The organism is Nocardioides sp. (assembly GCF_044226765.1).
Classification (GTDB): domain Bacteria; phylum Actinomycetota; class Actinomycetes; order Propionibacteriales; family Nocardioidaceae; genus Nocardioides.
The window spans coordinates 108,960-134,671 of sequence record NZ_JBGAGJ010000005.1; the positions used below are offsets into that span (position 1 = coordinate 108,960).

Sequence of the window (25,712 nt, forward strand, 5' to 3'; positions counted from 1 at the left end):
ATACTGGCGATCAGCTCTTCTTCCCCGCTCCACGCACGAGAGAGGCACTCGATGCCGCCCGTCTCTTCCCCCGGGTCGCTCGACAGGCCGGCGCCGCGCAGCGCCATCGGCGAGCGCGCCGCCCGCGTGCGGTTCCGGCGCGCGATGATGCTGATGCTGATGACGCTGGTGCTCCCCGGCTCGGCCCAGGTCGTCGCCGGCAACCGGCGGGTCGGCTGGATCGCGCTGCGGACCTGGTTCGTCGTCGTGGTGCTCCTCATCGGCTCGCTCGTCGCCGGCCTGTTCCGCCACGGGCTCGTCCTCGACCTGGCCACGAGCACGTTCGCCCTCTTCTGGATCCGCGTCGCCCTGATGGCGCTCGCGACCGGCTGGGCGCTGCTCTTCTTCGATGCCTGGCGCCTCGGCCAGCCGCTCACCCTCCAGATGGGGCACCGACGCGCAGCCGTGGGCGTGAACGGCGTGCTGGCCCTGACCGTCGCCGGCGCCCTGCTCTTCGGTGCGCACATCGTGGGGGTCCAGCGCCACCTGATGCTGACGATGTTCGACGGTGACCAGGTCACCGGTGCACACGACGGGCGCTTCAACGTGCTGCTCCTCGGCGGCGACTCGGGAGCCGGCCGGTGGGGGCTGCGCCCGGACTCCATGACGGTCGCCAGCATCGACGCGGAGACCGGTCGCACCGTGCTGATCTCCCTGCCGCGCAACATGGAGCACTTCCCCTTCGTCAAGGGGTCGGTCATGCACCAGCAGTTCCCGCACGGCTTCGACGCCGACTACCTCAACGGAGTGAGCACCTGGGCCGGTGACAACACCGAGCTCTTCCCGGGCTCGAAGAACCCCGGCGTCGACGCCACGATCATGGCGATCGAGGGGATCACCGGGCTGAAGATCAACTACTGGGCGATGGTCAACCTCGAGGGCTTCAAGGACCTCGTGGACGCCGTCGGCGGCGTGACGCTGAACGTGCGCCAGCCAATCCCGGTCGGCGGGCTCGGCGACGACGTCACCGGCTACATCAAGCCCGGCGTGCGCAAGCTCGACGGTCACGACACGCTCTGGTTCGCCCGGGCCCGGGACGACTCCGACGACTACTCGCGGATGGCGCGGCAGAAGTGCGTGATGAGCGCGATGCTCCAGCAGATCAGCCCGCAGGTCGCGGTCACGAACTTCGAGAAGATCGCGCAGGCGAGCTCGGCGATGATCTCCACCGACATCCCGGCCAGCGAGGTGAGCACGTTCATCGAGCTGGCGATGAAGGCACGCAGCCAGAAGGTGTCGACGCTGTCGTTGGTGCCACCGATGATCGACACCGCTCACCCCGACTTCCCGCTCATCCGGGCCAAGGTCGCCCAGGCGATCGATCGTGCCGAGGGCTCCGCGCCCGCCCCGTCGAAGTCGCCGAGCCACCGCAGCACGACCGTGACCGGTGGGTCGATCGGCTCCAAGAGCACCGGCTACGCCGCCAACGAGGCCGACGACCTCGGCACTGCCTGCTGAGCGAGGACGCCGCCCGGCTCGGCCCGCGGCGCGCGGTCGGGGGCGTCCCCCTAGATATCCCAGGGGTGCAGGGCGTCAAGCGGCTGCGGGTTGGCGGTGTGCCCAGGCGGTGGTCTCGTCGTAGGTCGTCTGGTTGCGTAGGCAGCCGTCGAGGATGCCGACGAGGCGGTTGGACAGGGCGCGGAGTGCTTGGTGGTGGGTGGCGCCGCGGGCTCGGTGATGGTCGTAGAAGGCCCGTGCGCCAGGTGAGGCGCTGAGGGCGGAGAAGGCCTGCTGGTGCAGCGCGTCGGCCAGTCGTTTGTTACGGGCGTAGCGGGCGAGGACGACCTTGCTTTTGCCCGAGGTCTTGGTGATGGGGCTGGTCCCGGCGTAGTTGCGGCGGGCCTTGGCGTCGGCGTAGCGGTCCTTGTCGTCACCGAACTCGGCAAGCACCCGGGCACCGAGGACCACACCGAGGCCGGGCTGGCTGGTGATGATCTCAGCGTCCGGGTGCTGGCCAAAACACCGCTCCACCTCGCCCTCGAGGGCAGCCGCCTGGGCGACCATCGTGGTCAGTACCGCCACCAGCGAGGTCACGCTGACGCCGTAGGCCTCGGTGAGCGCGTCGGACAGCCCGAGGTGCTCGGCGCGCAGGGCGGTGGAGATCTCCTGGGCCCGGGCCTGCAGGTTGCGCTGTCTTCCGGCCTTGCGCAGCACACTGACCAGCCGTGCCGTGGAGAGTGCCCGCCCAGCGGCCGGTGTCGCAGCGACCGCGAGCACGGCGAGCGCGTCGCGGCTGGCCAGGTCCTCGCCGAACGCCTCGAGGGCGGCGGGGTAGAACTCTCGCAGCATCGAGCGCAGCTGGTTGGCCTGCCGCTGCCGGGTCCAGATCATCGTCTGGTGGGTGCGGGCCACGGTCTTGACGACCTCGGCCTGCTCGCTGTCCCCGGCGATGACCCGGTGGTGCTCACGGTCCAGGCGGACGATCTGGGCCAGCACGTGCGCGTCACCGGGGTCGCTCTTGGCGCCGGAGGTGGTGAGCCGTTCGCGGTAGCGGGAGGCCTGTTTCGGGTTGATCGCATAGACCGTGTAGCCGGCCGCGACCAGCGCGTGGACCCAGCCGCCGCGGTCGGTCTCGATCCCCACCAGGACCGACTCCGGCTCATCGTGGTCGGCGAGGTGATCGGCGATCAGCGCATGGAGCTGGCCCAGCCCGGTCACCCCCTCGGGCAGCCGACACCGTTTCAGCACCCGGCCACGCTCGTCTTGGAGCTCGATGTCGTGATGGGACTCGGCCCAGTCATCACCCAGGAACAGCACCCGATCTCTCCTCAGTCGCGAACGGATCGTCCAGAAGAGGCTCGCAGGCGACCTAATGGTTCAGTGCTCACCGCACACAGCGGGGCTCGTCATCCCAGCAGCCATCAACGCCTCCTCGTCACCGGCGGGGGCACGATCTAGAGCTAGACCTCCCGGGCCTGGGTGGAACAGTGCTCACCCACCGGCGGACTCGGACACCACTCTGGCCGAAACCCGACCGGTGCAGCCCCATTAGGGTGGTCGCCGTGACCGACCAGCCTGCCGCGCCGTACGCCGGCGCGCGGGTGACTGCGGTCGTCGTCACCTACAACCGCCTCGACCTGCTGGAGCGGCTGCTCGAGCGGCTCGACGAGGTGTCGGGGCTCGCCGAGGTGCTGGTCGTCGACAACGCCTCGACCGACGGCACGGGGGAGTGGCTGGCGGGTCTGGCCGACCGGGACCCGGGCGACGACCACCTCGTCGTGCCGGTCCTGGGCCGCACCCTGGCCGAGAACGGCGGCGGCGCCGGTGGGTTCCACGACGGGATGGCCTGGGCGCTCGAGCGCGGGGCCGACCTGGTCTGGCTGATGGACGACGACGGGCTCCCCGACGTCGACTGCCTGTCCCGGCTGCTCGCCGAGCCCGACCTGGACTTCTGGGGGCCCCTCGTGGTCGACGAGGCCGACCCCGGACGACTGGTCTTCCCCATCCGCCTGCCCGGCGGGACCCGCGTGGTCCACCGGCTCGCCGACGTGCGCGCCGCTGCCCGCGGGGACCGGATCGACGGGATCGTCATCCCGTTCAACGGGGTCCTGGTCACGCGGGACCTCGTGGAGCGTATCGGCCTGCCGCGCGCGGAGTACTTCATCTGGGGCGACGACCACGAGTACCGGTTGCGCGCCGAGGCCGCCGGCGCCCGGATCGCCACGGTGGTCGCCGCCCAGGTCCGACACCCCGCCGTCGGCAGCCTCGGGACGCCGATGATGTTCGGGCGCACCACCTACAACCACAGCCCGAGCGACCTCAAGCACTACTGCATGGCCCGCAACAACCTGCTCAACCTGCGCGAGTACCGGGGCTGGCCGCACGCCCTCGCGTTCGTGGCGAAGACCCTCTGGTTCTACACGCTGACGCAACCGTCCCCGCGCCGGCTCGGGCTGAGCCTCCGCGCCATGTGGGCGGGCCTGCGCGGTGACTTCTCCGGCCACCGGAGGTACCTGCGGTGAGGTCGGAGACCGTGGCGGTCGTCGTCGTCACCTTCAACCGGGCCGACCTGCTCGAGCAGATGCTGGCCGGGCTCGGCCGGCTCGACCGCCTGCCCGACGCGGTCATCGTCGTCGACAACGCCAGCACCGACCGCACGCCCAAGGTGCTGGCTGCTGCCACGAACCCCGCTCTGGAGGTGGTGCGGCCCGCGGAGAACCTCGGCGGTGCAGGCGGCTTCCACCTCGGCGTGCGCACGGCGTACGAGCGGGGCTTCGACCGGATCTGGCTGATGGACGACGACGTGGTGCCGGCGCCGGACTGCCTCACCGTGCTGATGGCCCAGGACGAGGCCTGCCTGATGGCGGTGCGCGAGGACACCTCGGGCCGGCTGGTGGAGAAGGCCGCGACCCGGTTCGACCTGCGCAACCCGTTCTCCATCCGCCCCAAGACGGCGATGGTGGAGACGGTCTACCGCGCCCGCGACCGGATGCCGCGACGCGTCGAGCTCCAGAACGTCGCCTTCGAGGGCTTCATGGTGCGCCGGGAGGTCGTCGACGCGATCGGCCTGCCTGACCCGACGTTCTTCATCTTCTACGACGACGTGGACTACGCCGTGCGCGCGCGGCGGGCCGGCTTCCGGATCTGGGGGATCCGCGACGCCGTGCTGGTCCGCCAGCTCGACTTCGACCAGCAGCACGACCTGAGCGGGTGGAAGGGCTACTACATGTACCGCAACCTGTTCGTGGTCCACCTGCGGTACGGCGAGAACGCGCTGGTCCGGGCCAAGCCCTGGCTGGTCACGGCGGCGGTGGTCGCGCTCAGTCCGGGCCGCGGCGGGGCGGCGGAGGCGCGCAATGTGATCCGTGCCATGCGCGACGCGCGGGGAATGCGGATCGAGCCGAGTCGGTCCGTAGACTGACCCCTCGTGTCGTCCCCTGTCGCAGACCCCGCTCAGCTCGTCGTCGTCGGCTCCGGCTTCTTCGGCCTGACCGTCGCGGAGCGCTGCGCCACCGAGCTCGGGCTCAAGGTGCTCGTGCTCGACCGGCGCGACCACCTCGGCGGCAACGCCTACTCCGAGCGCGACCCGGAGACGGGCATCGAGGTCCACAAGTACGGCGCCCACCTCTTCCACACCTCCAACGAGAAGGTCTGGGAGTACGTCAACCGGTTCACGTCGTTCACCGACTACAAGCACCGGGTGTTCGGCAAGTACCAGGGCCAGGTCTACTCGCTGCCGATGAACCTGGGACTCATCAACCAGTTCTTCGGCCGCAGCCACACCCCGGCCGAGGCCCGTGCCCTGATCGCGGAGCAGGCCAGCGAGATCCGCACCGAGGACGCCACGAACCTCGAGGAGAAGGCGATCAGCCTGATCGGCCGGCCGCTCTACGAGGCGTTCATCAAGGGCTACACGGCCAAGCAGTGGCAGACCGACCCGACCGAGCTGAGCGCGGACATCATCACGCGGCTGCCGGTGCGCTACACCTTCGACAACCGCTGGTTCAACGACACCCACGAGGGGCTGCCCACCGACGGGTACGCAGCGTGGCTGGAGCGGATGGCCGACCACCCGAACATCGAGGTCCGGCTCGGCACCGACTTCTTCGACCTGGCCGACGAGCTCAAGGGCAGCGTCCCGATCGTGTACACCGGGCCGGTGGACGAGTACTTCGGCCACAGCGAGGGCCGCCTGTCGTGGCGCACCGTCGACCTGGAGCGGTCGGTCGAGGAGGTCGACGACTTCCAGGGCACCGGCGTGGTGAACTACAACGACCAGGACGTGCCCTTCACCCGCATCATCGAGTTCAAGCACTTCCACCCCGAGCGGACGCACCTGCCCGGCAAGACCGTCATCGTGCACGAGTACTCTCGATTCGCCGGCGAGGACGACGAGCCGTACTACCCGATCAACACGGCCGAGGACCGCGAGAAGCTGCTGCGCTACCGCGACCTGGCCAAGAAGGAGCCGATGGTGCTGTTCGGTGGACGCCTCGGCACCTACAAGTACCTCGACATGCACATGGCCATCGGCTCGGCCCTCTCGATGTTCGAGAACAAGCTGCGGCCCCACTTCACCGGACAGGCGCCGCTGGCCAGCGGAGGAGTCGACGAGTGACGGTCACCCACACCCAGGTCGACCCCGCGACCGAGGACCGCCCGGGCACCGTGCGGGTCCTGCTGCAGCGGCAGATCATGCCGCGCGACCGCGACACCGACGTGATCAAGCTCTACGTCGACCCGGACCCCGCGGCGCTGGACGCCGACAAGTACGAGATCGGCCACACGCGGGCGGCCCACGAGGCCAACGCGATCGCCAACCGCATCCAGAGCGCGGCCCGGGGCGTGTCGCAGATCCACCCCGATCAGGTCGAGTCGCGCACGGCCTTCCGGGTGGTGCAGGGCGAGACGATGTCGTTCGGCACCTACTTCAACGGCTTCGCCGCGTCCTACTGGCGCCGGCACACGATCGTCGACGAGGTCCGGCTGACCGTCCGGGTCCGCGGTGAGGGAGCGACCGTCATCGTCTACCGGTCGCTGGCCAACGGCCGGTCCCAGCGCGTGGACAGCGCGATCAACGCCAGCGGCTCCGGAGAGTTCTCGTTCGACCTGCCGCTCAAGCCGTTCGTCGACGGCGGCTGGTACTGGTACGACGTCGTCGCCGCCGACGAGGACGCCGTGGTCGAGTCGGCGGAGTGGACCGCAGAGGTGCCGGCGGACCGGGCCGACCGCGGCACCGCGACCATCGCCATCACCACCATGAACCGGCAGGACTTCTGCGCGAACCTGCTGCTCGAGCTGGGCCGCTCGATCCTGCTGCGTGACCTCGTCGACGAGGTCGTGGTCATGGAGCAGGGCACCCAGAAGGTCGCCGACTCCGAGGTGTTCCCGGCGGCGAAGCAGGCGCTCGGCAGCCGGCTGCGGATCATCGAGCAGGGCAACATCGGTGGCTCCGGCGGCTTCGCCCGGGGGCAGTACGAGGCCCTGCGCGGCGGGCGGTCGACGTACGTCCTCATGCTCGACGACGACGTCGAGTGCGAGACCGAGGGCATCGTCCGGGCGATCACGTTCGGCGACCTGTGCCGCCGCCCGACGATCGTCGGCGGGCACATGTTCAGCATCTTCCAGAAGACCCAGCTGCACAGCTTCGGCGAGCGGGTGTCGCCGTACTCGTTCTGGTGGGGCCCCGCGCCAGACGTGATCCCCTCCTGGGACTTCGCCGAGCGCAACCTGCGCTCGACGCGCTGGCTCCACAAGCGGGTCGACGTCGACTACAACGGCTGGTTCGAGTGCCTGATCCCCGTCTCGACCCTGCGCGAGGTGGGCCTGTCCCTGCCGCTGTTCATCAAGTGGGACGACTCCGAGTTCGGCCTGCGGGCCAAGGCGGCCGGCATCCCGACGGTGAGCCTGCCGGGGTCGGCGGTCTGGCACGTCCCGTGGACCGACAAGAACGACGCGCTGGACTGGCAGTCCTACTTCCACGTCCGCAACCGGATGATCGCCGCGCTGCTGCACTCCCAGTACCCGCGAGGCGGTCGGCTGGTGCGGGAGAGCTTCAACCACCAGGTCAAGCACCTGGTGTCGATGCAGTACTCCACCGTCGAGCTGCGGCACCGGGCGCTCGAGGACGTGCTGCGCGGCCCCGGTCGGCTCCACGAGACCCTCCCGACGACGCTGCCCGAGATCAGGTCGCTCGTGCAGGGGTACGACGACGCGACCCTGGTGTCCGACCCGAGCGTCTTCCCCGAGGTCAAGCGTCACAAGCTGCCGCGCAAGGGCCGCGAAGCCTCCCCGGTGATCTCGGGTCGGCAGGCCACCGTGCAGGCGCTGCTCCAGCCACTGCGCCAGCTGCGCCGGCCCCGTGCCCTCGCCCAGACGCACCCGGAGGCGGAGATCACCGCCCAGGACGCGAAGTGGCACAAGATCGCGCGCTACGACTCCGCGATCGTGTCGATGCCCGACGGCACGGCGGCGGCCTTCTACCGGCGCGACCGGGACAAGTTCGTCGACCTGCTGCGCCGCACCGTCGACATCCACCGCCGGCTGGCCTCGGAGTGGGACGACCTCGCCGAGACCTACCGCCGTGCGCTGCCCGCGATCACCTCCCCGGAGGCGTGGGAGCAGACCTTCGGGCCGTGGCTGGACGGGCCCGCCGATGACTGAGGTGTCGTCGGCGCCTCACACCGTCGAGCGCCCTGTCCACCACGTCGACGCACCCCTGAGCCCGCCGTCGGAGGCGACCGGGCTCTTCGGGGTGATGCGCCGCCGCTACCTGCTGCGCCTCCTGGTCCGCCGAGAGATCAGCGCCCGCTACCAGGGCTCGGCGCTGGGGCTGCTGTGGTCCTACGTCAACCCGCTCACGCAGTTCTTCATCTACTACTTCGTGATGGGCGTGCTGTTCAACCTGCACAAGGACGTCCAGAACTTCGCGATCCACATGTTCTGCGGGCTGATCATCGTCCACTTCTTCAACGAGACCTTCAACGCGGGCACCCGCTCCATCGTGCGCAACAAGTCGCTGGTCAAGAAGATGGCGATGCCGCGGGAGATGTTCCCCGTCGCGTCGATGCTGGTGTCGCTCTACCACGTGGTCCCGCAGCTGGTGATCCTGGTGATCTTCTCCGCCCTGCTCGGGTGGACCCCCGGCATCGGCGACCCGGTGGCGATGGTGATGTCGATCCTGATCATCATGACCCTCGGCACCGCGATGGCGCTGCTGTTCAGCGCCGCCAACGTCTTCTTCCGCGACGTCTCGAACGTGGCCTCGATCCTCACCAACTTCGTCCGCTTCGGCGTGCCGATGATCTACCCCTACAGCCTGGTCGCCGAGCGCTTCCACGGGCACACCGAGCTCTACCTCGCCGACCCGATCGCCATCGCGGTCCTGCTGATGCAGCGCGCGTTCTGGGTCGGCACGACCACCGACCCGGCCGCGACGGTCGCCCAGCACATGCCCGACCACCTCTACCTGCGCAGCATCATCGCGCTGGGCATCTCCGCCGTGGTGCTCGGTTTCGGACAGCTGGTCTTCTCCCGCCTCGAGAACAAGATCCCGGAGCGCCTGTGATGAGCGGCTCCGAGTCGATCGTGGTCGAGAACGTCATCAAGACGTTCACCCTGCGCTACCACCGCACCTTCAAGCAGATGACCGTCGCCGCCCTGAAGCGCCAGGACATCAGCGACACGTTCCGGGCCCTCGACGACGTGTCGTTCATGGTCGAGCAGGGCGAGTCGATCGGCCTGATGGGCCTCAACGGCTCGGGCAAGAGCACGCTGCTGAAGCTGATCAACGGGGTGATGCGTCCCGAGAGCGGCCAGGTGCTGACCCGCGGGCGGATCTCCGGCCTGATCGCGACCGGTGCCGGCTTCCACCCGCAGCTGACCGGCCGCGAGAACATCTACCTCAACGCCGCGGTCCTCGGCATGACCGATGCCGAGACCAACCGCAAGTTCGACGACATCGTGGAGTTCGCCGACATCGGGCGGTTCCTCGACTCGCCGGTCGGTCACTACTCGTCGGGCATGTTCGCCCGGCTCGGCTTCTCGGTCGCCATCCACGTGGACTCCGACATCTTCCTGGCCGACGAGGTGCTCGCGGTGGGGGACAAGCCGTTCAAGCAGAAGTGCCTGGCCCGGATGCAGGAGATCCGCGACAGCGGCCGGACCCTCTTCTACGTCAGCCACGCCGCGGCCTCGGTCCGCAAGATGTGCGATCGCGTCCTGGTCCTGGAGAAGGGCCGGCTGGTCTTCGACGGCGAGACCAACGCCGGCATCCGGTACCTCAAGTACGACGACCCGGAGACGACCGAGGAGCTCGAGGGCGAGGACGCGGACGAAGAGCTCGGCGCCGACATCTGACGCGCAGCGTCAGATTCGAGCCGAGTCGGCGTTAGTGCCGGAGGAGCGCAGCGGGGGAGGCGGTAGCGCCGACTCGGCGATCACCCCACCGCCGCAAGGCTTCGGATGAACGGCGACAGCGCCGACTCGGCGCCCCACGCGCCGGCAGTAGCGCCGACTCGGCATCCTGGGGCCGGCGGTAGCGCCGACTCGGCGCCCCACGCGCCGGCAGTAGCGCCGACTCGGCGAGAACTACACGCCTGAAACTTTTTCGGGAATCTCAGAAGTGTCGGCGTGTCGAGTGGAAATTACACACTTGTAGTTACTCAGATTCCCTTCCGCACCGGTGGTGCGCGTGTGAAAGTTGCGTCCTGTGTGACCTTCCCCGCGCACAAACTGGAGCTTCCCGATGCCCGCGAGCAAGATCCGTTTCATCACCGGGTGCCAGCAGCTGCTGGCGCTCGCGGTGGTGCTGGCCGCCCTCACGCCGGCGGCCAGCGTCGTGAGCCTCGATGTCGTGCAGAGCCCGAGCGACGCCGGGTCCGCGACCGGGACACGCGGCGCCCTCGCCGCCTACGTCCGGGCGGCGACGACGCCGGCCAAGGTGCCGACCGAGGTCGTCGACCCCACCGTCCACGAGTACCCGCTCACCACGCCGGCCGGCCGGCGTACGGTCGCCGGCTCCGTCACCTCGGTCGTGAGCCGGCCCGAGCCCGTCGTCGGCTACGGAGCGGTCGGCGTCACCTGGGCCCACGGTGCCGAGGTCGCGACCGACGACATCACCCTCCAGGTCCGCACCCGCACCGGCGACGCCTGGTCGGGGTGGATGCCGATCGGCTACGACCCCGAGCACGGGCCCGACCCCGGGAGCGCCGAGGCGCGGCACGCCCGTCCCGGCACCGACGCGCTGCTCGTCGGCGACGTCGACGACGTCCAGGTGCGGGTGCAGACCGCCCACACCGGCCTGCCCGCCGACCTGCGGCTCTCGGTCGTGGACCCCGGGCGAGCGGCGCACTCGGCGTACGAGAAGCCCGCCCTGGACACCACCACGATGGACGGCACCCCCGGCGACGCGGTCGCGGCCGCCGGAGCGCCGGCCAGCCTCGCGACGGACGCCGGCGAGGGCACCGACGGGACGGACCGGATCGACCTGTCCGCGGCGACCTACACCCCCCGGCCGCAGATCTTCTCCCGTGCGCAGTGGGGCGCCGACGAGAGCATGCGCGAGAAGTCCTCGCTGCACTACGGGGAGGTCCACGCGGGGTTCGTGCACCACACGGTCAACGCGAACGACTACACCCGGGCGGAGGTGCCGGCGCTGCTGCGCAGCATCTACGCCTACCACACGCAGTCCCGCGGCTGGTCCGACATCGGCTACAACTACCTCGTCGACCGGTTCGGCCGGATCTGGGAGGGCCGGTACGGCGGCATCGACCGGCCGGTCGTCGGAGCGCACACCCTGAACTACAACGACTACTCCTTCGCGATGTCGGCCATCGGCAACTACGACATCAAGCAGCCGTCGCAGGCGATGGTCCAGGCCTACGGCGCCCTGTTCGCGTGGAAGCTCTCGCTCCACGGCGTCGACGCGTCGTCCACCAAGCAGTGGGTCGGCTCGCGCTACTTCCAGGCGATCAACGGGCACCGGGACGCGGCGGCCACCGCCTGTCCGGGTCGCTACCTCTATGCCCGGATCCCACAGATCCGTCAGCTCGCCGCCGCGGCCCAGCGCGGCTGGTCCGGTCGCCAGCTGGAGTCGAACCTGGCCGGCTCGGCGTACCCCGACCTCGTCGTGCGACGCGCCAGCGACGGCAAGGGCTTCATCATCCCCACGGGAGGCCTGACCGGGTTCGGGGCGCCGGTCCGGGCGCTGACCGGCCTGGTCGGCGGCCAGCGGGTCGTGGTGACGCCGGACGTCAGTGGCGACGGCGTCGGCGACCTCGTCGTGCTCTCGAGCGATGGGAGTGCCCAGGTCCGCCTCGGCGACGGCAAGGGCGGCTTCGGTCCGGCGGTGCGCACCACGTCCGCCTTCGCCGGCCACGACCTGCTGACCGCGGTCGGGGACGTGGACGGCGACGGCCGCAACGACCTGGTCGCCCGCTCGACCGCCACCGGCCGGCTCGACCTCTACCTGGGGCGCAGCCGGGAGCGGTTCGCCCTGCAGCGGCTCGGGACCGGCTGGTCGACGTACACGTCCCTCATCGGCGCGGGCGACCTCGACGGCGACGGCCGCGCCGACCTGCTGGCGCGGGCCTCCGACGGCACCATGTGGCGCTTCACCAGCACCGGCAAGGGTGGCTTCGGTGGCAAGACCCGGGTCGCCGGCAGCTGGAGCGCCTACTCGAACGTGGTCGGCATCGGCGACTTCGACAAGGACGGTGACCCCGACCTGTTCGCCCGCTCCAAGAGCACCAAGCAGGGCTACGTGCTCCCGTCCCGCGGCGATGGCACCTACGGCCACCCCTTCGGGCCGATCCCGCGGATCGCCGGCGTCGGGTCGCTGCTCGGCGCGGCCCAGCTGACCGGCGACGCGACGCCCGACGTGGTCGGCCGCACGGGCCGCACCCTGGTGGTCTACCCCAACAACGGCACGGTCGAGACCGGAGCCCCGATCCCGACCGGCATGAACCTGTCCAACGCCAACCTGGTGCTCAACGCCGGTGACTGGGACCGCGACGGCTTCGGCGACGTCATCATCCGCAGCAAGGCGAGCGGCGCCCTCTACCTGCGGCGCGGTGACGGCACCGGGCACTTCGCGACCGGGGTGCGCATCGGCACCGGGTTCGCCGGTGTCGGGCTGCTCGCGGCCGTCGGTGACATGACCGGCGACGGTTGGCCGGACCTGATGGGCGAGCCGCGGGGCGGGGACATGCGCATCTACCCGGGTGCCGGGCTCCGGGGCCTGCGCCCGAGCTACGAGGCGCACAGCCGGATCGTCGCGGGGCGCCAGGTCGCCGTGGGGCGCTGGGACGGGGACGGCGCACCGGACTCCCTGCTCCGCTCCGGCAACCGCCTGACGCTCTACCCCGGCAACGGTCCCGGTGGCCTGACGAGCCCCCGGTCGATGAGCGTCGACGTCTCGCCGTACGACTGGGTGATCGGGGTCAGCGACGTGCAGCTCCGCGGACACGCGGACGTGATCGTCCGCGACCGCGCCTCCGGCTCGCTGTGGGTGCTCCCGGGCACCACCAGCGGCTTCGGCACCCGGCGCTTCCTCGCCGGGGGGATGGGAGGCTACGACCTGGCCGGCTGAGCCGGCAGGCTGGTCGGTCGCACCCCGCGGCTAAGGGAAGCGGGCCGTCACGCGCTCGGCGGTCGACACCGCATCGAGCCGGTCCGGTCCGGCGTGGGTGACGAGGACCAGCGAGCCGCCGCGAGCGAGCGGCTCGGTGAAGGTGGCGAGTCCTGGTGGGGAAGCCGGGTTCGCCTCCGTGAGGAGGCGGCCGCCGTCGGTGAGGAGACTCCCGGCGGCGGCCGTCGTCCACGTCTGGCCCTGCGTGGCCCCGCCGAACGACGCGCCGGTGGCAGGGTCGTCGTCGCCCGGCGGGTCCCAGGGCACGAACGAGTCCGGCTGACCCCACACCTCCACGCCGACGTCGTGGACCCCGGCCGGCAACGGCCGGTCGAACCGGACGCCGAGTGGCAGCAGCGAGCAGGCCAGGACGACGGTCTCCCCCGACCGCTCCGCCCACGTGGCCACCCCGTCCGGCCCGCACACCACCGCGTCGGGAGTCCCGTCCTCCGGCCCGGTCACCACGAGTCCAGCCGTCCACGCGGCGCCGAGGAACACCGGCCCCAGCCAGTGCGCCGGCAGGTCGACGCACAGCGACTGCCCGCGCTCGAGGTCGTGCTCCTCGACCAGCAGCGACGCGGTCTTGGCGACCCAGTTCGCGTAGGTGGTCACCGACAGCTCGACCCGCTCGGCCGTCGCGTCGTCGTAGAAGGTGATCAGCGGCCGGGACGAGTCGCCGCGCAGCTGGCGCGCCAGGACGTCGTGGAAGGTGGTCACGGCCCTAGGCTGCCAGCATGGCAAGCGGAACCGCGTCGATCGACCACTTCTGGGCCGTGATCCCGGCCGGCGGCGCCGGGACCCGGCTGTGGCCGCTGTCCCGCTCGTCGGAGCCCAAGTTCCTCCACGACCTCACCGGCACCGGACGAACGCTCCTGCAGGGCACCCTCGACCGGCTCGCCCCGCTCGCCGAAGAGCGGGTCGTGGTGGTCACCGGGCGTCCGCACCGCGACGCCGTACGCCGCCAGCTGCCGGACCTCGACGCGGACTGGGTCCTCGCGGAGCCGTCCCCCCGCGACTCGATGGCGGCGATCGGGCTGGCCGCGGCGCTGCTGGAGCGGCACGACCCGGACGCGGTCATGGGGTCCTTCGCGGCCGACCACGTCATCGCGGACCCGGACCTGTTCGCGGACTCGGTGCGTGCGGCCGCCTCCGTCGCCCGCGACGACTGGCTGGTGACCCTGGGCATCGAGCCGGCGTTCCCCTCCTCGGCCTTCGGCTACATCCACCTCGGCGACCCGCTGCCCGGTCACGACGCCGCCACCGCGGTCGCGGAGTTCGTGGAGAAGCCGTCGGTCCGGACCGCGACCGAGTACCTCGCGACCGGTCGCTACCGCTGGAACGCCGGGATGTTCATCGTCCGGCCCACCGTGCTGCTGGACCTGCTCGGTCGCTGGCACCCCGAGTTCGCCGCCACGCTGCGCACCATCGCCGCGGCGCCCGAGCGGCTGGAGGAGCTGTGGCCGAGGCTCCCGAAGATCGCGCTCGACCACGCGGTCGCCGAGCCCGCTGCCGACGCCGGCCGGGTGGCGTGCGTGCCGTCGGCGTTCCGGTGGGAGGACATCGGCGACTTCGACTCGCTCGCCGCGCTGGTCGGCGGCGACGCCGCGCAGACCTCGGTCCTCGGTGACGCGGGCCTGGTGCACGCCGTGGACACGACCGGGCTCGTGCTGCCCGCCGCCGGCCGGGTGGTCGCGGTCATCGGCCTGGACGACGTGGTCGTCGTCGACACCCCCGACGCGCTGCTCGTCACCACCCGTGCCCGGGCCCAGGACGTCAAGCAGGTCGTCGCCGAGCTGAAGGAGTCGGGCCGGGGCGACCTGACCTGAGGCTCGTCGAGTTGAGGGTCGTGACCGGTTGAGTCGGGGGTCGTGACCGGCTGGGTCGTTCTGGAGACGGCTGGGTTTCGAGACGCGTCGCGCGTCCCTCGCTGCGCTCTGTCCGCGCCGACGCTCCTCAACCTGGCGCCCGGGTCTCGCCCGAGCAAGCTCGGGCGAGGGGCGCTCACATCGCGTTGGGCTCAGGGGTGTCGGAGAAGGGGTACTTCTCCATGAAGGTCTGCAGCGCCGCGCCGCTCGGGGCGGAGCAGTACTGGAAGGCGCCGAGCTGCTTGGCCTGGTCGGTCTCGCCGGTGCCGCCCGCCGACCAGTGGGTGAGAGCGACGTGCGCGCCGTCGGGGAAGGCCTTGCCACCCTCGTCGTCGGAGGTCCACGGCGCTGCGATGAACTTGTCGCGGAAGCTGTCGCTGGAGTCCTCGAACTTCGCGGCGATCGCCTTGACCTGGCTGAGCTGGTCGGCGTCATCGGCGACCGAGGCGTCGTACCACAAGATCGTGTAGCCGTGCTCGAGGTTGTGGACCAGCGCCTCGAGCTCGGGCCGGTCCTTCGCGGTGTAGAACTTCCGCGCGAACGGCGCCGGCGCGACGCCGGCCTCGTTCCAGTGCGGGCCGAACGCGGGGGGCGCGGTGGTGTAGTCGACCGGAGTCCCGACCGGCACGTGGTTCTGGTTGCCGTCGGCCTTCTTGGTCACGATGTCCTGGCACGCTGAGGCGGGCGCGCCGATCTGGTCGAGGGCCTTGCTCGTGTACTTCCGCTCGTCGAGCTTGTTCTTGATGATCGTGTACGCCGGCACGGCGACGATCGCGAGCGCGACCGCCACGCACACGACGACGATGATCGAGCTCCGCCGACGCTCCGCGCTCTGCTGCTGCTTGCGCATCTGCTCGACGACCGCCTGGCGGTCGGACTTCGCGGACTTGCCTGACTTGGCCACGGGCGGGTCTTCCTCACGGCTGGCTGCGGCCCCTGGGCTGGGCGGCAGGACGACGACGACGGATTCTACGGGCGGGCCGGTCGCAACCGGACATCGCTCGGAGAGTCGGTCGCGAGCACCTCCCAGCCGTGTGCGAAGGCCAGCGCCGAGAGCGCCCGGGCGAGCCCACGGGGGAAGGTCACGGTCAGCATGCCGCCGTCGCGGCCGGTCGGCGTGGGGATCAGGCCGAGGACGTCGGTGATCACGGCCCGCAGCTCGTCGGCCGCCGCGGGCGCGCCGAACGGGGCCCGGTCGCCCGGGTCCCCGCGCAGCGCTCGCACGACCGCCTCGCGGGCGCCGTACCCGAAGAGGTCGCCCTCCTCGGCCCGGATCAGCGACGCGGCACCGGGACCGTGCTGATGGGGCGGCAGCACCAGGTCTGCCCGGCCGCGCACGACCGCGAACGGCCGTCCGGAGAGCTTGCCCTGGGCGAGCTCGGCCATCCCGGCCACCTCGTCCGCGACCGCCGGCTGGGTGACGGCGAGCTCGTTGCCGTGGGCGTCGGTGCGGCCGGCGTACGGCTCGGAGACGAGCAGGCCCGCGGCCCCGATGGCGATGTCGGTCTGGCCCTCGCGCCAGGCTCGGCCGGCGGTGTCGGTGATGACGACACCGACGTTGCGGCCGGTGCGGACCCGGATGCTGGCGCGGATGCCGCGCGCCGAGCCATCGGGGTCGCGGGGGAGGAGCACCACCGAGCCGGCGGCGACGTTGGAGGCGTCGACTCCGGCGGCGGCCATCGTCAGGCCCAGCCTGTTGCGCACGATCGTCGTAGGTCCCCGGCGTGCCACCACCCGGACGGTCTCGGCCGTCACCGCCTCGTCGCGGCTGCTCCTGACGACCCGGCCCTCCGCCTTGCTCACGACCTTGCTGGTCATCACCACGATGTCGCCGTCGGCCAGCTGCACGAGCGGCAGCAGCTCCCCGACCAGGTCGCTGCCGGTGTGGATCTCGGGCGCCCCGTCGGGCGCGACGACCTCGACCGTGCTCGACGTGCCGGTCATCGACCGACCAGCTCCACCGCGGCGGCGGCCATCGCGGCGGTGGCGTCGAGGTCGGTCATCATCAGCGGCACGGCGCGGCAGGGCAGCCCGGCGGCGGTCACCCGCGGCACCTGGTCGGCGTCCACGCGGTCGACGAGCCAGCCGTCGAGGACCCCGCCGTCGCTGCGCGGGCCGTAGTGCAGGCCCACGGCGGCGGCGCTCACCTCCACGCCGATCGAGGTCAGCATCTGCTCGGCCATGCCGCGCACGTGCGTGCCGCCGACGATCGGGGAGAGGCCGACGACCGGTGCGCGGGTGGCGACCAGCGCCTCGCGCACCCGCGGCACGCCGAGGATCGTGCCGACCGACACCACCGGGTTGGAGGGGGGCAGCACGACCAGGTCGGCGTCGGTGATGGCGTCGACCACCCCGGGCGCCGGGGTGGCGTCGTCGAGGCCGACGACCACGACGGCGTCGGCGGGCACCGACGCCCGTAGGCGGACCCAGTACTCCTGGAAGTGCACCACGCGCCGGCCGCTCGCCGACTCCGGGTCGGCGATCGCGATGTGGGTCTCGACGCGGTCGTCGCTCATCGGGAGCAGGCGGACCCGGTCGCCGAGGGAAGGCGTGAGCCACCGCCGGCACAGTGCCTCGGTCACCTGGGAGAGGGGATAGCCGGCGTCGAGCATCTGGGTCCGGACCAGGTGGGTGGCCAGGTCGCGGTCACCCAGACCGAACCAGGTCGGCTCGACGCCGTACGCCGCCAGCTCCTCCTTGGTGCTCCACGTCTCGTCCCGCCGGCCCCAGCCGCGCTCGGGGTCGATGCCGTCACCGAGCGTGTACATGACGGTGTCGAGGTCGGGGCAGACCTTGAGGCCGTGCAGCCAGATGTCGTCGGCGGTGTTGGCCACGACGGTGACCGTGGCGTCGGCCGCGACGCCCGGCAGCAGCCGGTGCTCGATGCCGTGCAGGAGGCCGCGGAGGAACCGGGCGCCGCCCATCCCGCCCGACAGCACCGTGATGTTCCGCATGCGTCCTACCTTGCCGTACGGGCGGAGGCGGAGCATGCGGCGGTCGTCCCCCTTAGCAGATCCGGGGTTGACTTCCCGGGTACGACAGGCATGTAATTCCCACAGTGTCGTTCACGGCCCATGTGGTGGCGATCGGGCCCGTCGGAGGCGGGGCCGCCAGGGGTCGGGGATGTGGGAGCAGCACCGGGTCGAAAGGGCGAAAGCCGTGAGAGAACTATTTCTCCTCGACGGGGACGCCGAGGACGCAGGATGGCAGGACCGGGCACTGTGTGCCCAGACCGACCCCGAAGCCTTCTTCCCCGAGAAGGGCGGGTCCACCCGTGAGGCGAAGAAGGTGTGCCTCACGTGCGACGTGCGTGACGATTGCCTCGAGTACGCACTGATGAACGACGAGCGCTTCGGGATCTGGGGCGGGCTCTCCGAGCGGGAGCGCCGCAAGCTGAAGAAGCGCGCCGTCTGACGACCGTCGACGGCCGGGGATCGCGAGCGGCGCCCCGGCCGGACGGTCGCCCCGGCACTCCCCGCCCGGGGCACGGCCACCCGCGGGGCGGCCGTTAGGGTCGAGGCCGTGGTCTCCCCGGTTGCAGCGCTGCTCGTCAGTCACGACGGCGGCCGCTGGCTCCCCGCCGTCATCGCCGGGCTGACCTCGCAGCGCACGCCGGTCGCCGAGGTCGTCGCCGTCGACACCGGCAGCAAGGACGACAGCGTCGACCTGCTCGAGCAGGCCTTCGGCGCCGTGGTCCGAGCGCCCGGCTCCACCTCGTTCCCCGCGGCCGTCCGCCTCGGGCTCGACGAGCTGCGCGAGCGCGGCTCGTCCGCGGAGTGGGTCTGGCTGCTGCACGACGACGCCAACCCCGATCCGGGGGCCCTGGCCGCGCTGCTCGAGGTGGCCGCGGCCGACCCCGGCGTCGACGTCCTCGGACCCAAGCTGCGCGAGTGGCCCTCGCTGCGACGGCTCCTGGAACTGGGCGTCACCATCTCCGGGACCGGTCGCCGCGAGACCGGGCTCGAGCGGGGGGAGTACGACCAGGGTCAGCACGACGAGATCCGCGACGTGCTCGCCGTCAACACCGCCGGGATGCTGGTGCGCCGCACGGTGCTCGAGCAGCTCGGTGGTCTGGACGAGCAGCTGCCGATCTTCGGCAACGACATCGACTTCGGCTGGCGGGCCGCCGCCGCGGGCCACCGGACCGTGGTGGTGCCGCAGGCCGTGGTGTTCCACGCAGAGGCAGCCCACCGGGGCGTCCGGCGGACGCCGCTGACCGGCCGGCACACCCACTACCAGGAACGACGGGCGGCGCTGTTCACCCTGCTCGTCAACCGCCGGGCGCGAGCACTGCCGTGGCTGGTGGTGCGGCTCTTCCTCGGGACGCTGCTGCGGATGGTCGGCTTCCTGCTCGTGCGGTCGGTCGGGGAGGCCCTCGACGACCTGGCCGCCCTCCTCAACCTCTACGCCCACCCCGGGGAGATCCGCGCCGCGCGCCGGATCCGCCGCGAGCGCCGTACGGCGCAGGACGACGAGCACGAGGACCGGGCCCGGGGGCTGCTCGCCCCCTGGTGGGTGCCCTACCGGCACGGCCTGGACTTCTTGGGCGACCTGGTCGCCGCGGCCACCAACCAGGCCCAGGACGTGGCCGAGCGCCGCCGCATCGCGGCGGCCGAGCGGGCGCCGGCGAGCACGGTCGCCCGGCCCCGCGCCGAGGAGGACGAGCTGGTCGAGGACACCGGGGTGGTCGCGCGGTTCCTCACCAACCCGGTCGCGCTGCTCCTGACCGTCCTGGTGGTCCTGGCGCTCGTCGGCGGCCGGGCCGCGCTGGGCTCCGTGGCCGGCGGGGGGCTCTCCCCGGCGCCCACGGACCTCTCGGACTGGTGGCGTCTGCAGGTCGCGACCTGGCACCCGCTGGGCACCGGGACCGCCGTCCCCGCGCCGCCGTACGTCCTCCCGCTCGCCCTGCTCGCGACCCTCCTCGGAGGCAGCCCCGGCGCGGCCGTGTCGGCCGTGCTGCTGCTTGCCGTCCCGCTCGGCCTCTGGGGCGCCTGGCGGTTCCTGCGCGTGGTCGGCAGGCTGGTGACTCACACCGGCGCGTCGCGGTGGGTGCTGCTCTGGGGAGCGACCACCTGGGCACTGGTCCCGGTGGTCGCCGGGGCCTGGGGTGACGGGCGGCTCGGCGTCGTGGTGGTCGCCGCCCTGCTGCCGTGGCTGGCGCACGCAGCGCTGGGCTTCGCCGACCCGGATGCCGACCGGCGCTGGCGGGCCGCGTGGCGCACCGGGATGCTGCTCGCGGTCGCGTCGTCGTTCGCGCCCGTCCTCTGGCTCGTCGCGCTCGTCCTCGGCCTGGTCGTCGTGGCCGCCGCCGCGGTCGTGGTCCGCGGGGCGGTGCGCGACCGATCGGTCTGGGGCCCGCCCGCCGTGGCCGTCGGGCTGGTGCCGCTGCTGCTGGCGCCCTGGTGGCTCCCGGCCGTGCAGCGGGGCGCTCCGGAGGCGCTGCTGCTCGACGTGGGGCGGCTGCCCGCCCCGGTCACCGACGGCGCGGACCTGGCGCTCGGCCGGCTCGGCGATCTCGGCGCGCCGTGGTGGATCGGTGCCGTCCTCGTCGTCCTGGCCCTGCTCGCCCTGGTGCCCCGGGCGACGCGCATCCCGGTGCTCGTCTGCTGGGTCGTCGCCGCCGTGGCCGCCGTCCTCGCCGCCCTCCTCGGGCAGGCGTCGTTCGACCTCGCCGCGACGACGACGCGCGCGGGCCTGGGCGCCCTCGTGGTCGTCGTCCAGGGGGCCTTCGTCGTCGCCGCGGCGCTCGGCGCCGTCGGGGCCGCGCACGACCTGCGGTCGTGGCGTCGGGGGGTGGCGGTCGTCGTGGCCGTCGTCGCCGCTGCCGTGCCGCTCGGAGGCCTGGCGTGGTGGCTGGTCGGCTCCGACAACGCGATCGAGGCCGGTCTCGAGACCGACATCCCGGTCTACATGGTGCAGAGCTCCGAGGAGGGGCCGGCGCACGGGATCCTGGTCGTGCGCGGCGACGTGGCCGGCGGCCTGACCTACACCGTGCGACGTGGCGACGGGATCACGACCGGTGAGGACGAGGTGCTCGACCTCACCGCCGAGGACACCGCGTTCACCGGCACCGTGCGCTCCCTGGTCTCCCGTCCGACCCCGGCGGTCGTCGACCGGCTCGGGCGAGCCGGCATCGAGTACGTCGTCCTCCCCTCACCCGCCGACGGTGACGTCGCGGCCGTGCTCGACGCCGCACCCGGGCTGGTGCAGGCCAGCGCGGCCGACCGCACGACCCGTGCCTGGCAGGTCGACCGCCCGGTGGACGGATCCTCGCTGGAGGGCCCGACCTCGTGGTTGCGCGTCGTCCTCCTCGTCGTCTCCGGGGTGGCGATCGTCGTGGTCCTCGTCCTGTGCCTCCCGACGACCAGCAGGAGGAGGTCGGCATGAGCGCGCCCGACACCCCGTCCGCCCCCGGTCGCCGGTCCGCGCGGCGCCGCAGGCGCGTGGACGCCACGATGCTCCTCGCCGTGGTGCTCCCGCTCGTCGTCCTGCTCGCCGTGCTCGCCGTGCGTCCGGGCGAGGAGCTCGCGACCACCCACCCGCCGACCCGGACCGCCCTGACCCGGTCGACGGTGGTGTGCCCGTCCGCCGCGCAGGACGCGCCGGAGGTGGCGCTCACGACCGCCGCCGCGGACGTCGACGGCTCCGTGCGGGTCGGGCTCGGGGCCGACCAGGCCGAGGCGGACGTCGTCAGCGGCCAGGTCACCACCGCCGACGGCGGGAGCGGACCGCTCGCCGTGACCGGCGAGGACGAGACCGCCCCAGGACTGGTGGCGGCGCGGTTCGGCACGCAGCGACCCGCTGCGGCGACCTGCCTCCCGCCCCGGCCGGACGCCTGGTTCACGGGAGTCGGCTCCGGGGCCGGTCACACGTCGGTGCTCGAGCTGACCAACCCCGACGCGGGCACCGCGGTCGCCGACGTCCTCGTCTACGGCGCGGACGGACTGGTCGACGCCCCCCGGCTGCGGGGAGTCTCGGTGCCCGGTGGATCGAGCGTGCAGGTCGACCTGGCCCAGGTGGTCCCGCGCCGTGACGAGCTCACCCTCGAGGTCATCACCGCCCGTGGCCGGATCGGGTCGACCGTGGTCGACAGCTCCGACCCCGTCGGGCGCGCCCCCGCCCGCACGGACTGGCTGCCCGGGCAGTCCGAGCCCTCGACCACGAACCTGCTGATGGGCCTGGCGTCGGGGAAGGACGGCCGCGACGTCCTCACCGTCGCCAACGGCGGACCCGACGAGGTCCGGGCCACGGTCCAGATCGTGACGGACCGCTCGGTCTTCACCCCGAAGGACGCACCGGACCTGCGGATCCCGCCGCAGAGCACCGTCCGGCTCGTCCTGTCCGGTGCCCTCGCCGACCTGGTGCGCGGCGACGACGCCACCGGCCTGCGGGTCACCTCGACCGAGCCGGTCACCGCCACCCTCCGCACCCGGGCCGCCGACGACCTGTCGCACACCGTGCCGGACCCCACGGTGGAGGGTGCCGCGACGGTCCTGCTCCCGGAGGTCACGTCCGGCTCGGCCGCGAAGACGCTGCTGATCGCCGGGGCCGTCCGGGCCGGGGTCGTCGACGTGGTCACGCGGTCCGCCTCCGGCAGGGAACTCTCGAGCGACCGGGTCGAGGTCGCTCCGGACCGTGGCGCGTCGCTCGAGCTCCCGACCGGCGCCGCGCTGGTCACGGTCACGCCTTCGCGGACCACGGTCGCCGGTGCCGTGCTCGTCGAGGACGACGGCGCCGCGGTGGTGCCGCTCACCGTCGCGCCCGTCGACGGCCTGGTCCCGGCCGTCGGACCGGGCCTGCCCTGACCGCCGCTCAGGGGCGGCCGCGGCCGCTCACGGGGCCACGGCGCACGAGGGTGGCCACCTCGCCCGCGACCCTGCGGGGACGCAGGATCGCGGTGCTGCCCCGGGCGGCTCATGTCGTCCTCTCGGCCCGCAGGTCGTGCGGTACGCACGGCTCTCTCGGCACGCGGACCGCCCGGGCGTACCTGTCTGCGCGGGGCCGCGGTGGCACCACCGCATCGGGGGGCGGTCAGGGAGAACATGACGTTGTCAGGGGTTGCAACCCCTGACAACGTCACGCAACCCCTGACAACCCCGGATGAATCCCCGGCTGACCGGGGATTCATCCAACCCTCGGCCGCGTCACCAGAAGAGGCAGCGCTCCGTGAGGTGTCCTCCACCTCGATGCCGGCGGACCGGATCCGGGTGGAAGGGTTGCTCACCCGCCGCCGCCCGGGTGCGGGGGTCTCGAGACAGGCGCAGAGCGCCTTCCTCGACCACCGGGGCGCCGGAGCGCGGAGCGCCCTGACCCGCATGCGGGCAGGGTCAGTCAGTCGCCCGCCTCGTAGCGCGGATCGACCTGGTCGGCGTCGATGCCGAGCAGCTCGGCGACCTGCTCGACGACCACGGTCAGGACCATGGCCTCGAGGTCGGCGCGGGTGTCGCAGCGATGCTCGATGGGGCGGCGGAAGAGCACCAGCCGGGTCGGCTGGGTCCCGGTGCCGCGCACGAGCGACGACAGCGGCACCGTGCCCGAGGTCCAGTCGTCGGGGATCTGCGGGGTGTCCTCGACGGCGTACTCGACCAGGCCGAGCCGGTCCTGCCACCGCGCGTCGATCTCGGTGACGATGTCGAGCGCGAGCTCGTCGAAGCGTTGACGGGCGGTGCGCTGCTCCGAGCGGCCGGGGACCAGGGGCAGGATCGCCGGGCCGCGCATCCCCCGTCCGCGCCGGTCCCGCAGGCGCCGCTGATGCTCCACGCCGCGAGCCTAATGGGGACCGAGGGGGACGGCGGGTACCGTCTGCCGCGTGAGTCCTGCCCGCCGCTGTTCGCGCACCGCCTGCGGGCGTCCCGCGGTCGCGACCCTCACCTACGTCTACGCCGACCAGACGGCGGTGCTCGGCCCGCTGGCGACCTATGCGGAGCCTCATGCGTACGACCTGTGCGAGGTGCACAGCGAGCGGCTCAGCGCGCCCCGGGGCTGGGAGGTGCTGCGGCTGGCGACCGACCCGGCGGCCCAGGGACCCTCGAGCGACGACCTGCTCGCGCTCGCCGACGCCGTCCGCGAGGCGGCGCGGCCGGCACCACCGCGCCGGGTCGCACCGGCCGAGGAGACCGGCCGGGAGACCGCTCGCCGGGGTCACCTCCGGGTCCTGACGACCGACTGAGCCGGCGGCCGCCCGGCTCGCTAGGCTCCACGTCATGGCCGACACCCTCGACCCGCAGAACGTCCGCGCCGTCTTCAAGGCGTACGACGTCCGGGGCACCGTCCCCGACCAGGTCGACGAGGCGCTGGCGCGGGTGACCGGTGCGGCGTTCGTCCGGGTCACCGGGGCCGGCCGGATCGTCGTGGGCCACGACATGCGGCCCAGCTCGCCGGGCATGGCGGGGGCGTTCGCCGCCGGCGCGAGTGCGGAGGGGGCCGACGTGGTGATGATCGGTCTCGCGTCGACCGACCAGCTCTACTTCGCCTCCGGACACCTCGGCGTGCCGGGCGCGATGTTCACCGCCAGCCACAACCCGGCCCAGTACAACGGGATCAAGATGTGCCGCAGCCTGGCGCAGCCGATCGGGATGGAGACCGGCCTCGCCGAGATCCGCGACCTGGTCGCCGGCGGTCCGCCGCCCGGCGCCCGCGAGCCCGGCGACATCTCCCACCACGACGTCCTCGAGGCGTACGCCGCCCACCTGCTCGAGCTCGCCCCGGTCGCCGGTCGTCGGCTGAAGGTCGTGGTCGACGCCGGCAACGGGATGGCCGGCCACACGGCCCCGGCGGTGTTCGAGCGGCTGGGCGACCAGGTCGAGCTCGTGCCCATGTACTTCGAGCTGGACGGCACCTTCCCCCACCACGAGGCCAACCCGATCGAGCCGGCGAACCTCCGCGACCTCCAGGCGCGGGTGGTCGCCGAGGGCGCCGACATCGGCCTCGCGTTCGACGGCGACGCCGATCGCTGCTTCCTCGTCGACGAGCGGGGCGGCCTGGTGTCCCCGTCGACGCTCACCGCGCTGATCGCGACCCGCGAGCTCGCGAAGGAGCCGGGGGCGACGGTGATCCACAACCTGATCACCAGCCGGGCGGTCCCGGAGATCGTCACCGAGCTCGGTGGCACGCCGGTGCGCACCCGCGTCGGCCACTCGTTCATCAAGGCGACGATGGCCGAGACCGGTGCGATCTTCGGTGGCGAGCACAGCGGGCACTTCTACTTCCGTGACTTCTGGCGCGCCGACTCCGGGATGCTCGCCGCCCTGCACGCGCTCGCGGCGCTCGCGGAGACCGACCAGCCGCTGTCCGGTCTGCTCGCCGAGTTCGAGCGCTACGTCCTCTCCGGCGAGATCAACAGCGAGGTCGCCGACCCGGCCGCGGTGATCGACGCCCTCGAGGCGGAGTACGCCGGCGCCGACGGTGTCACCACGGACCGCCTCGACGGCCTCACCGTGAGCCACCCGGACTGGACCTTCAACGTCCGTCCGTCCAACACCGAGCCCCTGCTGCGCCTCAACGCCGAGGGCCGTGACCAGGAGACGATGGAGCGCGTCCGCGACGACGTGCTCGCCCGGATCAGGAGTGACCGATGAACCTCGACCCCGCGCTGCTCGCGATCATCGTGTGCCCCGCCTGCCGCTCCGACCTGGAGGTGCAGGCCGAGGAGCTCGTGTGCTCCGGGTGCGGCCTCGCCTACCCGGTGCGCGACGACATCCCCGTGCTCCTGGTCGACGAAGCCCGCAAGCCGGCCTGAC

Annotated in this window: 21 protein-coding genes; 15 read left to right on the forward strand and 6 right to left on the reverse strand. The window is 72.3% G+C overall.

The genetic code is table 11. The features are described 5' to 3' along the window. Positions 1-51: 51 nt before the first annotated feature. Positions 52-1,497: an LCP family protein gene (locus tag ACILRH_RS12650; RefSeq protein ID WP_395693788.1), complete on the forward strand. Its 1,446-nt coding sequence runs from the start codon at positions 52-54 to the stop codon at positions 1,495-1,497. A 75-nt stretch (positions 1,498-1,572) separates the two neighbouring features. On the opposite strand, the gene ACILRH_RS12655 is transcribed toward ACILRH_RS12650, so the two are convergent. Next, entirely contained in the window at positions 1,573-2,796 is a 1,224-nt protein-coding gene (locus ACILRH_RS12655) for an IS110 family transposase (protein ID WP_395692498.1), read from the reverse strand. 245 nt (positions 2,797-3,041) lie between these two features. On the opposite strand from ACILRH_RS12655, the gene ACILRH_RS12660 reads away from it, so the two are divergent. From ACILRH_RS12660 to ACILRH_RS12690, 7 genes are all read left to right on the forward strand, one after another. Then, a complete protein-coding gene (locus ACILRH_RS12660) occupies positions 3,042-4,001 on the forward strand; it encodes a glycosyltransferase (protein WP_395693790.1) in 960 nt (319 codons plus the stop codon). After that, positions 3,998-4,900, forward strand: coding sequence for a glycosyltransferase family 2 protein (locus tag ACILRH_RS12665; RefSeq protein ID WP_395693791.1), 903 nt, complete (start codon positions 3,998-4,000; stop codon positions 4,898-4,900). Before ACILRH_RS12660 ends, ACILRH_RS12665 begins: the two co-directional genes overlap by 4 nt. Before the next feature lie 6 nt (positions 4,901-4,906). Beyond that, positions 4,907-6,097 (forward strand): UDP-galactopyranose mutase, encoded by a 1,191-nt coding sequence (gene glf, locus ACILRH_RS12670; RefSeq protein ID WP_395693793.1) that lies wholly within the window; start codon positions 4,907-4,909, stop codon positions 6,095-6,097. Beyond that, positions 6,094-8,142, forward strand: coding sequence for a glycosyltransferase (locus tag ACILRH_RS12675; protein ID WP_395693795.1), 2,049 nt, complete (start codon positions 6,094-6,096; stop codon positions 8,140-8,142). The genes glf and ACILRH_RS12675 overlap by 4 nt, the downstream gene beginning before the upstream one ends. Continuing rightward, positions 8,135-9,046, forward strand: coding sequence for an ABC transporter permease (locus ACILRH_RS12680; protein ID WP_395693796.1), 912 nt, complete (start codon positions 8,135-8,137; stop codon positions 9,044-9,046). The genes ACILRH_RS12675 and ACILRH_RS12680 overlap by 8 nt, the downstream gene beginning before the upstream one ends. Continuing rightward, the gene (locus ACILRH_RS12685; RefSeq protein ID WP_395693798.1) at positions 9,046-9,837 is read left to right on the forward strand and encodes an ABC transporter ATP-binding protein; all 792 of its coding nucleotides are present in this window, start codon (positions 9,046-9,048) and stop codon (positions 9,835-9,837) included. The genes ACILRH_RS12680 and ACILRH_RS12685 overlap by 1 nt, the downstream gene beginning before the upstream one ends. Before the next feature lie 388 nt (positions 9,838-10,225). Further along, the gene (locus tag ACILRH_RS12690; protein ID WP_395693800.1) at positions 10,226-13,069 is read left to right on the forward strand and encodes an FG-GAP-like repeat-containing protein; all 2,844 of its coding nucleotides are present in this window, start codon (positions 10,226-10,228) and stop codon (positions 13,067-13,069) included. Between the two features lie 30 nt (positions 13,070-13,099). On the opposite strand, the gene ACILRH_RS12695 is transcribed toward ACILRH_RS12690, so the two are convergent. Next, positions 13,100-13,825 (reverse strand): TIGR03089 family protein, encoded by a 726-nt coding sequence (locus tag ACILRH_RS12695; RefSeq protein WP_395693802.1) that lies wholly within the window; start codon positions 13,823-13,825, stop codon positions 13,100-13,102. Between the two features lie 17 nt (positions 13,826-13,842). Here ACILRH_RS12695 and ACILRH_RS12700 point away from each other — a divergent pair, with 17 nt between their 5' ends. After that, positions 13,843-14,934 carry a mannose-1-phosphate guanylyltransferase gene (locus tag ACILRH_RS12700; protein WP_395693803.1) on the forward strand — a complete coding sequence of 364 codons (1,092 nt, stop codon included), beginning with the start codon at positions 13,843-13,845 and terminating at the stop codon, positions 14,932-14,934. A 175-nt stretch (positions 14,935-15,109) separates the two neighbouring features. Here the strand turns inward: ACILRH_RS12700 and ACILRH_RS12705 are convergent, their stop codons facing one another. From ACILRH_RS12705 to cofD, 3 genes are all read right to left on the reverse strand, one after another. After that, positions 15,110-15,877 carry a DUF3105 domain-containing protein gene (locus tag ACILRH_RS12705; RefSeq protein WP_395693805.1) on the reverse strand — a complete coding sequence of 256 codons (768 nt, stop codon included), beginning with the start codon at positions 15,875-15,877 and terminating at the stop codon, positions 15,110-15,112. A gap of 65 nt (positions 15,878-15,942) precedes the next feature. Further along, a complete protein-coding gene (gene cofE, locus ACILRH_RS12710; RefSeq protein WP_395693807.1) occupies positions 15,943-16,917 on the reverse strand; it encodes a coenzyme F420-0:L-glutamate ligase in 975 nt (324 codons plus the stop codon). Next, positions 16,914-17,927 carry a 2-phospho-L-lactate transferase gene (gene cofD / locus ACILRH_RS12715; RefSeq protein ID WP_395693809.1) on the reverse strand — a complete coding sequence of 338 codons (1,014 nt, stop codon included), beginning with the start codon at positions 17,925-17,927 and terminating at the stop codon, positions 16,914-16,916. The genes cofE and cofD overlap by 4 nt, the downstream gene beginning before the upstream one ends. Positions 17,928-18,096: 169 nt before the next feature. On the opposite strand from cofD, the gene ACILRH_RS12720 reads away from it, so the two are divergent. The 3 genes from ACILRH_RS12720 to ACILRH_RS12730 all read left to right on the forward strand — a co-directional run bounded on the left by ACILRH_RS12720 (position 18,097) and on the right by ACILRH_RS12730 (position 22,778). After that, entirely contained in the window at positions 18,097-18,387 is a 291-nt protein-coding gene (locus ACILRH_RS12720) for a WhiB family transcriptional regulator (RefSeq protein ID WP_395693811.1), read from the forward strand. 108 nt (positions 18,388-18,495) lie between these two features. After that, positions 18,496-21,360, forward strand: a complete 2,865-nt coding sequence (locus tag ACILRH_RS12725; RefSeq protein ID WP_395693812.1) for a glycosyltransferase family 2 protein — start codon at positions 18,496-18,498, stop codon at positions 21,358-21,360. Continuing rightward, on the forward strand, positions 21,357-22,778 hold the full coding sequence (locus ACILRH_RS12730; RefSeq protein ID WP_395693814.1) for a DUF5719 family protein: 1,422 nt from the start codon (positions 21,357-21,359) through the stop codon (positions 22,776-22,778). The genes ACILRH_RS12725 and ACILRH_RS12730 overlap by 4 nt, the downstream gene beginning before the upstream one ends. A gap of 526 nt (positions 22,779-23,304) precedes the next feature. Here ACILRH_RS12730 and ACILRH_RS12735 read toward each other — a convergent pair. Then, positions 23,305-23,733, reverse strand: coding sequence for a metallopeptidase family protein (locus ACILRH_RS12735; RefSeq protein WP_395693816.1), 429 nt, complete (start codon positions 23,731-23,733; stop codon positions 23,305-23,307). 49 nt (positions 23,734-23,782) lie between these two features. Between ACILRH_RS12735 and ACILRH_RS12740 the strand changes: the two genes are divergently transcribed. Genes ACILRH_RS12740 through ACILRH_RS12750 form a run of 3 tightly spaced genes read left to right on the forward strand, consistent with a single transcriptional unit; the run spans position 23,783 to position 25,711 of the window. Next, on the forward strand, positions 23,783-24,142 hold the full coding sequence (locus tag ACILRH_RS12740; protein WP_395693818.1) for a DUF3499 domain-containing protein: 360 nt from the start codon (positions 23,783-23,785) through the stop codon (positions 24,140-24,142). Positions 24,143-24,176: 34 nt separating this feature from the next. Continuing rightward, complete coding sequence (locus tag ACILRH_RS12745) at positions 24,177-25,550, forward strand: phosphomannomutase/phosphoglucomutase (RefSeq protein WP_395693820.1); 1,374 nt, start codon at positions 24,177-24,179, stop codon at positions 25,548-25,550. Then, positions 25,547-25,711: a Trm112 family protein gene (locus tag ACILRH_RS12750; RefSeq protein ID WP_395693822.1), complete on the forward strand. Its 165-nt coding sequence runs from the start codon at positions 25,547-25,549 to the stop codon at positions 25,709-25,711. Before ACILRH_RS12745 ends, ACILRH_RS12750 begins: the two co-directional genes overlap by 4 nt. The last annotated feature ends 1 nt before the right edge of the window (position 25,712 follow it).

Excerpts from the sequence above, each read along its gene's own strand:
- cofE (WP_395693807.1), bottom strand. The coding sequence starts at position 16,917 with ATGACCGGCACGTCGAGCACGGTCGAGGTCGTCGCGCCCGACGGGGCG.
- ACILRH_RS12700 (WP_395693803.1), top strand. The coding sequence starts at position 13,843 with ATGGCAAGCGGAACCGCGTCGATCGACCACTTCTGGGCCGTGATCCCG.
- ACILRH_RS12685 (WP_395693798.1), top strand. The coding sequence starts at position 9,046 with ATGAGCGGCTCCGAGTCGATCGTGGTCGAGAACGTCATCAAGACGTTC.
- ACILRH_RS12720 (WP_395693811.1), top strand. The coding sequence starts at position 18,097 with ATGTGGGAGCAGCACCGGGTCGAAAGGGCGAAAGCCGTGAGAGAACTA.
- ACILRH_RS12690 (WP_395693800.1), top strand. The coding sequence starts at position 10,226 with ATGCCCGCGAGCAAGATCCGTTTCATCACCGGGTGCCAGCAGCTGCTG.
- ACILRH_RS12745 (WP_395693820.1), top strand. The coding sequence starts at position 24,177 with ATGGCCGACACCCTCGACCCGCAGAACGTCCGCGCCGTCTTCAAGGCG.
- ACILRH_RS12730 (WP_395693814.1), top strand. The coding sequence starts at position 21,357 with ATGAGCGCGCCCGACACCCCGTCCGCCCCCGGTCGCCGGTCCGCGCGG.
- ACILRH_RS12650 (WP_395693788.1), top strand. The coding sequence starts at position 52 with ATGCCGCCCGTCTCTTCCCCCGGGTCGCTCGACAGGCCGGCGCCGCGC.
- ACILRH_RS12680 (WP_395693796.1), top strand. The coding sequence starts at position 8,135 with ATGACTGAGGTGTCGTCGGCGCCTCACACCGTCGAGCGCCCTGTCCAC.
- cofD (WP_395693809.1), bottom strand. The coding sequence starts at position 17,927 with ATGCGGAACATCACGGTGCTGTCGGGCGGGATGGGCGGCGCCCGGTTC.
- ACILRH_RS12750 (WP_395693822.1), top strand. The coding sequence starts at position 25,547 with ATGAACCTCGACCCCGCGCTGCTCGCGATCATCGTGTGCCCCGCCTGC.